Source organism: Demequina sp., from assembly GCF_024642165.1.
Classification (GTDB): Bacteria; Actinomycetota; Actinomycetes; order Actinomycetales; family Demequinaceae; genus Demequina.
This window is the reverse complement of sequence record NZ_JAHEBP010000148.1, coordinates 1-4,462: the sequence shown is the minus strand read 5'-3', so window position 1 is coordinate 4,462 and position 4,462 is coordinate 1. Positions and strand designations below refer to the sequence as shown.

The 4,462-nt window shown below is 67.0% G+C and carries 4 protein-coding genes; all 4 read left to right on the top strand.

Annotation, left to right across the window (positions count from 1 at the left end; genetic code table 11):
• The coding region (locus tag Q0L54_RS10605; RefSeq protein WP_296667944.1) for an ABC transporter substrate-binding protein at positions 1 to 1,589 on the top strand (1,589 nt) is incomplete at its 5' end.
• 186 nt (positions 1,590 to 1,775) lie between these two features.
• Entirely contained in the window at positions 1,776 to 2,702 is a 927-nt protein-coding gene (locus Q0L54_RS10600) for an ABC transporter permease (RefSeq protein WP_296667943.1), read from the top strand.
• Positions 2,695 to 3,639 carry an ABC transporter permease gene (locus Q0L54_RS10595; protein WP_296667942.1) on the top strand — a complete coding sequence of 315 codons (945 nt, stop codon included), beginning with the start codon at positions 2,695 to 2,697 and terminating at the stop codon, positions 3,637 to 3,639. Before Q0L54_RS10600 ends, Q0L54_RS10595 begins: the two co-directional genes overlap by 8 nt.
• Positions 3,636 to 4,462 (top strand): ABC transporter ATP-binding protein (locus Q0L54_RS10590; RefSeq protein WP_296667941.1); only part of this gene is annotated, 827 nt, incomplete at its 3' end. The genes Q0L54_RS10595 and Q0L54_RS10590, both read left to right, overlap by 4 nt.

Here is a 4,462-nt window from a genome sequence, read left to right as displayed (position 1 = left end):
TCGTCCTCGCGGGCTGCTCGTCCAGCGGCTCTGACACCGACCCCTCGGCTTCGGCCGACGGCGGCGGTTCGACCGGCGACGCCATCATCATCACCAACGGCTCCGAGCCCCAGAACCCGCTCATCCCGAGCGCGACCAACGAGACCGGTGGCGGCAAGATCATCGACGCCATGTTCGCGGGCCTGGTGTACTACGACGGCACCGGCGCGCCGCACAACGAGGTTGCCGACTCCATCACCACGGACGATGCGCAGACCTTCACTGTCACGCTGAAGGATGGCTGGACGTTCACCGACGGCACCCCCGTGCAGGCCCACAACTTCGTGGACGCGTGGAACTGGGCCGCCGACCTCGCCAACGCCGAGACCTCGCTGAACAGCTACTTCTTCGAGCCGATCGAGGGCTTCAGCTGGGACGAGTCGGTTCCGGAGATGTCGGGCCTCAAGGTCGTCGACGACATGACCTTCACCGTCACCCTCAACCAGCCTCAGGGTGACTTCCCCCTGAGCCTCGGCTACTCGGCGTTCTACCCGCTGCCGGATTCGTTCTTCGCGGACCCGGCCGCATTCGGCGCGGCCCCCGTGGGCAACGGCACCTACATGCTCGCGGACCCGGCCGACTGGCAGCACGACGTCCAGATCGAGCTGGGCGTGAACCCGGACTACGCCGGTGAGCGCGTCGCTCAGAACGACGGCCTCAAGATCGTCTTCTACGCCACGCAGGACGCGGCCTACGCCGACCTCCTCGCCGGCAACGTCGACGTCATCGACGGCATCCCGGACTCCGCGCTGCAGACGTTCGACGCCGACCTGGGCGACCGCGCGGTCAACCAGCCCGCCGCGATCTTCCAGTCGTTCACCATCCCCGCCTCGCTCGAGCACTTCTCGGGCGAAGAGGGCAACCTGCGCCGCCAGGCGCTGTCGATGGCGATCAACCGTGACGAGATCACCTCGGTGATCTTCCAGGGCACCCGCACGCCGGCTAGCGACTTCACGTCGCCGGTCATCGACGGCTGGTCGGACTCGATCCCGGGCGCCGAGGTTCTCGCGTACGACCCCGAGGGCGCTGCAGCCAAGTGGGCCGAGGCCGACGCGATCGCGCCGTGGTCTGGCACGTTCAAGATCGGCTACAACGCCGACGGCGGCCACCAGGGCTGGGTCGACGCGGTTGCCAACTCGATCAAGAACACGCTGGGCATCGAGGCGGAAGGCAACCCCTTCCCGACGTTCGGCGAGTTCCGTACCTCGGTCACCGACCGCACCATCGGCACCGCGTTCCGCACCGGTTGGCAGGCGGACTACCCGTCGCTGTTCAACTTCCTGGGCCCGATCTACGGCACGGGTGCGGGCTCGAACGACGGTGACTACTCGTCCGAGGCGTTCGACACCCTCCTCAGGGAGGGCTCGGCGTCGACCGACACCGCGGCTGCGAACGTCAAGTTCCAGGAGGCGCAGGAGATCCTGTTCCAGGACCTGCCGGCCATCCCGCTGTGGTACTCGAACGTGACCGGCGGCTACGCCGAGACCGTCGAGAACGTGGTGTTCGACTGGCACTCGGTGCCGCTCTTCTACGAGATCACCAAGAACTAGTCGGACCAACGGCCCGTCCCGCCCTGCGGCGGGACGGGCCGTTGCACGTCCGCGACCGTGGAGGCGACGAGTCCGCACTCGTCAGGCACGCATGGGTATCCTCGCCTCATGCGCAGGTGCCAGGCCTCGGACAAGTAGGATCGGCTCTCATATGCACACGCCAACGCAACCCATGGGGGCGCGCCCATGCTGATGTACGTGGTCCGTCGCCTGCTCCAGGCGATCCCGGTGTTCCTCGGCACCACCTTCCTCATCTACTTCATGGTCTTCTCGATGCCGGGAGACCCGATCCTCGCGCTGTTCGGTGACAAGACCCCGAATCCCGCGGTGCTCGAGGCGATCCGCGCCCAGTACCACCTGGACCAGCCGTTCTTCGTGCAGTACCTGCTGTACATGAAGAACCTCCTCACCGGAAACCTGGGCGGCACCTTCTCCGGCCAAGAGGTCACCGACGTCCTCGCTCGCGCCTTCCCCGTGACGCTGAAGCTGGTCCTCATGGCTGTCGTCATCGAGTTCATCCTGTCCGTCGTGATCGGCCTCATCTCGGGCCTCCGCAAGGGCGGGATCGCCGACAACATCAACCTGGTGGTCGCGCTGGTGCTGAGCTCGGTGCCGCCGTTCGTCGCGCTGTTCGTGGCGCAGTACTTCATCGGTATCAAGCTCGGATGGGCGCCGGTGACGGTGGGAGCGAACGCTACGTGGGGCGCGATGCTCCTGCCCGCCATGGTGATCGCGCTCACCGTGTACGTCACCGGCATGCGCCTGATGCGCGGCTCGGTGATCGAGGCGCAGTCGGCGGACTATGTGCGCACCGCCGCGGCGAAGGGCCTCACGGCTCGGCGCATCATCCCGGTCCACGTCGCGCGCAACTCGCTCATCCCCGTGGTGACCAACACCGCAGCGAGCTTCGGCGCGCTCATCGCGGGCACCACGGTCACCGAGGGCATCTTCAACATTCCCGGCGTCGGCAAGGTGCTCTATGACGCGATCATCCGCGGGGAGACCGCGACGGTGGTGTCGTTCGTGACGATCCTCACGGTGCTGTACGTCGTCGTGAACATCCTGGTGGACCTGCTCTACGCCGTTCTCGACCCAAGGATCCGCTATGTCTGACCGCGCGCACGAGCACTACGTCGCTCCCGTCGATCCCAACGAAGTGGGCGAGATCGACAAGGTACGGCTGGGCGATCGCAAGTCGAACCTCTGGATCGACGCGTGGCGCGACCTGCGCCGCCGGCCGCTGTTCTACATCGCGGTCGCCATCGTCCTGCTCGTGACGGTCGCCGCGCTCTTCCCGTCGCTGTTCACGGACACGCTGCCCAACAACGACTGCCTGCTCGAGAACTCGAACGGCGGACCGGAGCCAGGGCACCCGCTGGGCTTCACGCGGCAGGGCTGCGACGTGTACGCGCGCATCATCTACGGTGCGTCGACCTCGCTGTCGGTGGGCCTGCTCGTGGTCGCCATCACCGCCGTGATCGGCATCCCCATGGGCGCGATCGCGGGCTACTACGGCGGCTGGCTCGACTCGGTGCTGTCGCGCATCGGCGACATCTTCTTCTCGATCCCCTACTTCCTCGCGGCGGTGGTGGTCATGTCGGTCCTCTCGGCTCACCGCAACGTGCTGGTGATCTCGATCGCGATCGGTGGATTCGCGTGGGCCTCGCTCGCGCGCATCTTGAGGGCCGAGGTGCTCCAGGTGAAGAACCTCGAGTACGTCATGGCGTCCGAGGCGGTGGGGCGATCGAAGTTCAGCACACTTCTGCGCCACGTCCTGCCCAATTCGCTCACTCCCGTGATCGTCTACCTGACCATCGCGCTGGGCGCCGCGATCACCGCGGAGGCCACGCTGTCCTTCCTGGGTATCGGGCTGCCCCCGTCGACGATGTCCTGGGGTAACGACATCGCTCAGGCGCAGACGTCGATCCGGGTGGCTCCGATGGCGCTGTTCTGGCCCTCGCTGGCGCTGACCGTCACGGTGCTGGCGTTCATCATCCTGGGCGAGCTGATCCGCGACGCCCTCGATCCGAAGGCGAGGGCCCGGCGATGACCGAGGAGAACACCGTGATCACCAGTCCCGTCGACGCCCCGCGGGCGGCCGCCGGCACGCCGCTGGTCCAGGTCAAGGACCTGGAGGTCGCGTTCAAGACGGGCACCGGCGAGGTGCAGGCCGTGCGCGGCGTGTCCTTCGACATCCACGCGGGCGAGACCGTCGCCATCGTGGGCGAGTCCGGCTCGGGCAAGTCCACCACCGCCACCGCGCTCATCAAGCTGCTTGCGGGCAACGGTCGCATCGCCGGCGGCTCGGTGACGGTTGAGGGCAAGGACATCACCCGATACAGCGAGCGTCAGATGGCCGCCGTGCGCGGCGGCATCATCGGCTACGTCCCGCAGGACCCGATGTCGAACCTCAACCCCGTCTGGACCGTGGGCTTCCAGGTACGCGAGGCGATCCGGGCCAACGGCGTCGCATCGGGCAAGAAGGCCGTCAACGCTAAGGCCGTCGAGGTCCTCAAGCAGGCGGGCCTGGGCGATGCCGAGCGTCGGATGCAGCAGTATCCGCACCAGTTCTCGGGAGGAATGCGCCAGCGCGTGCTCATCGGCATCGGACTGGGTGCGAACCCCAAGCTGCTGATCGCCGACGAGCCCACCTCGGCGCTCGACGTCACCGTCCAGAAGGTCATCCTCGATCACCTCGAGTCGCTCACGCGCGAGAAGAACACGGCGCTGCTGCTCATCACCCACGACCTGGGTCTCGCGGCGGAGCGGGCGACCAAGCTCATCGTCATGAACAAGGGCAAGATCGTGGAGGCCGGCGCCAGCCTGGACATCCTCCAGAGCCCCCAGCACCCGTACACCAAGCGGCTCATCGC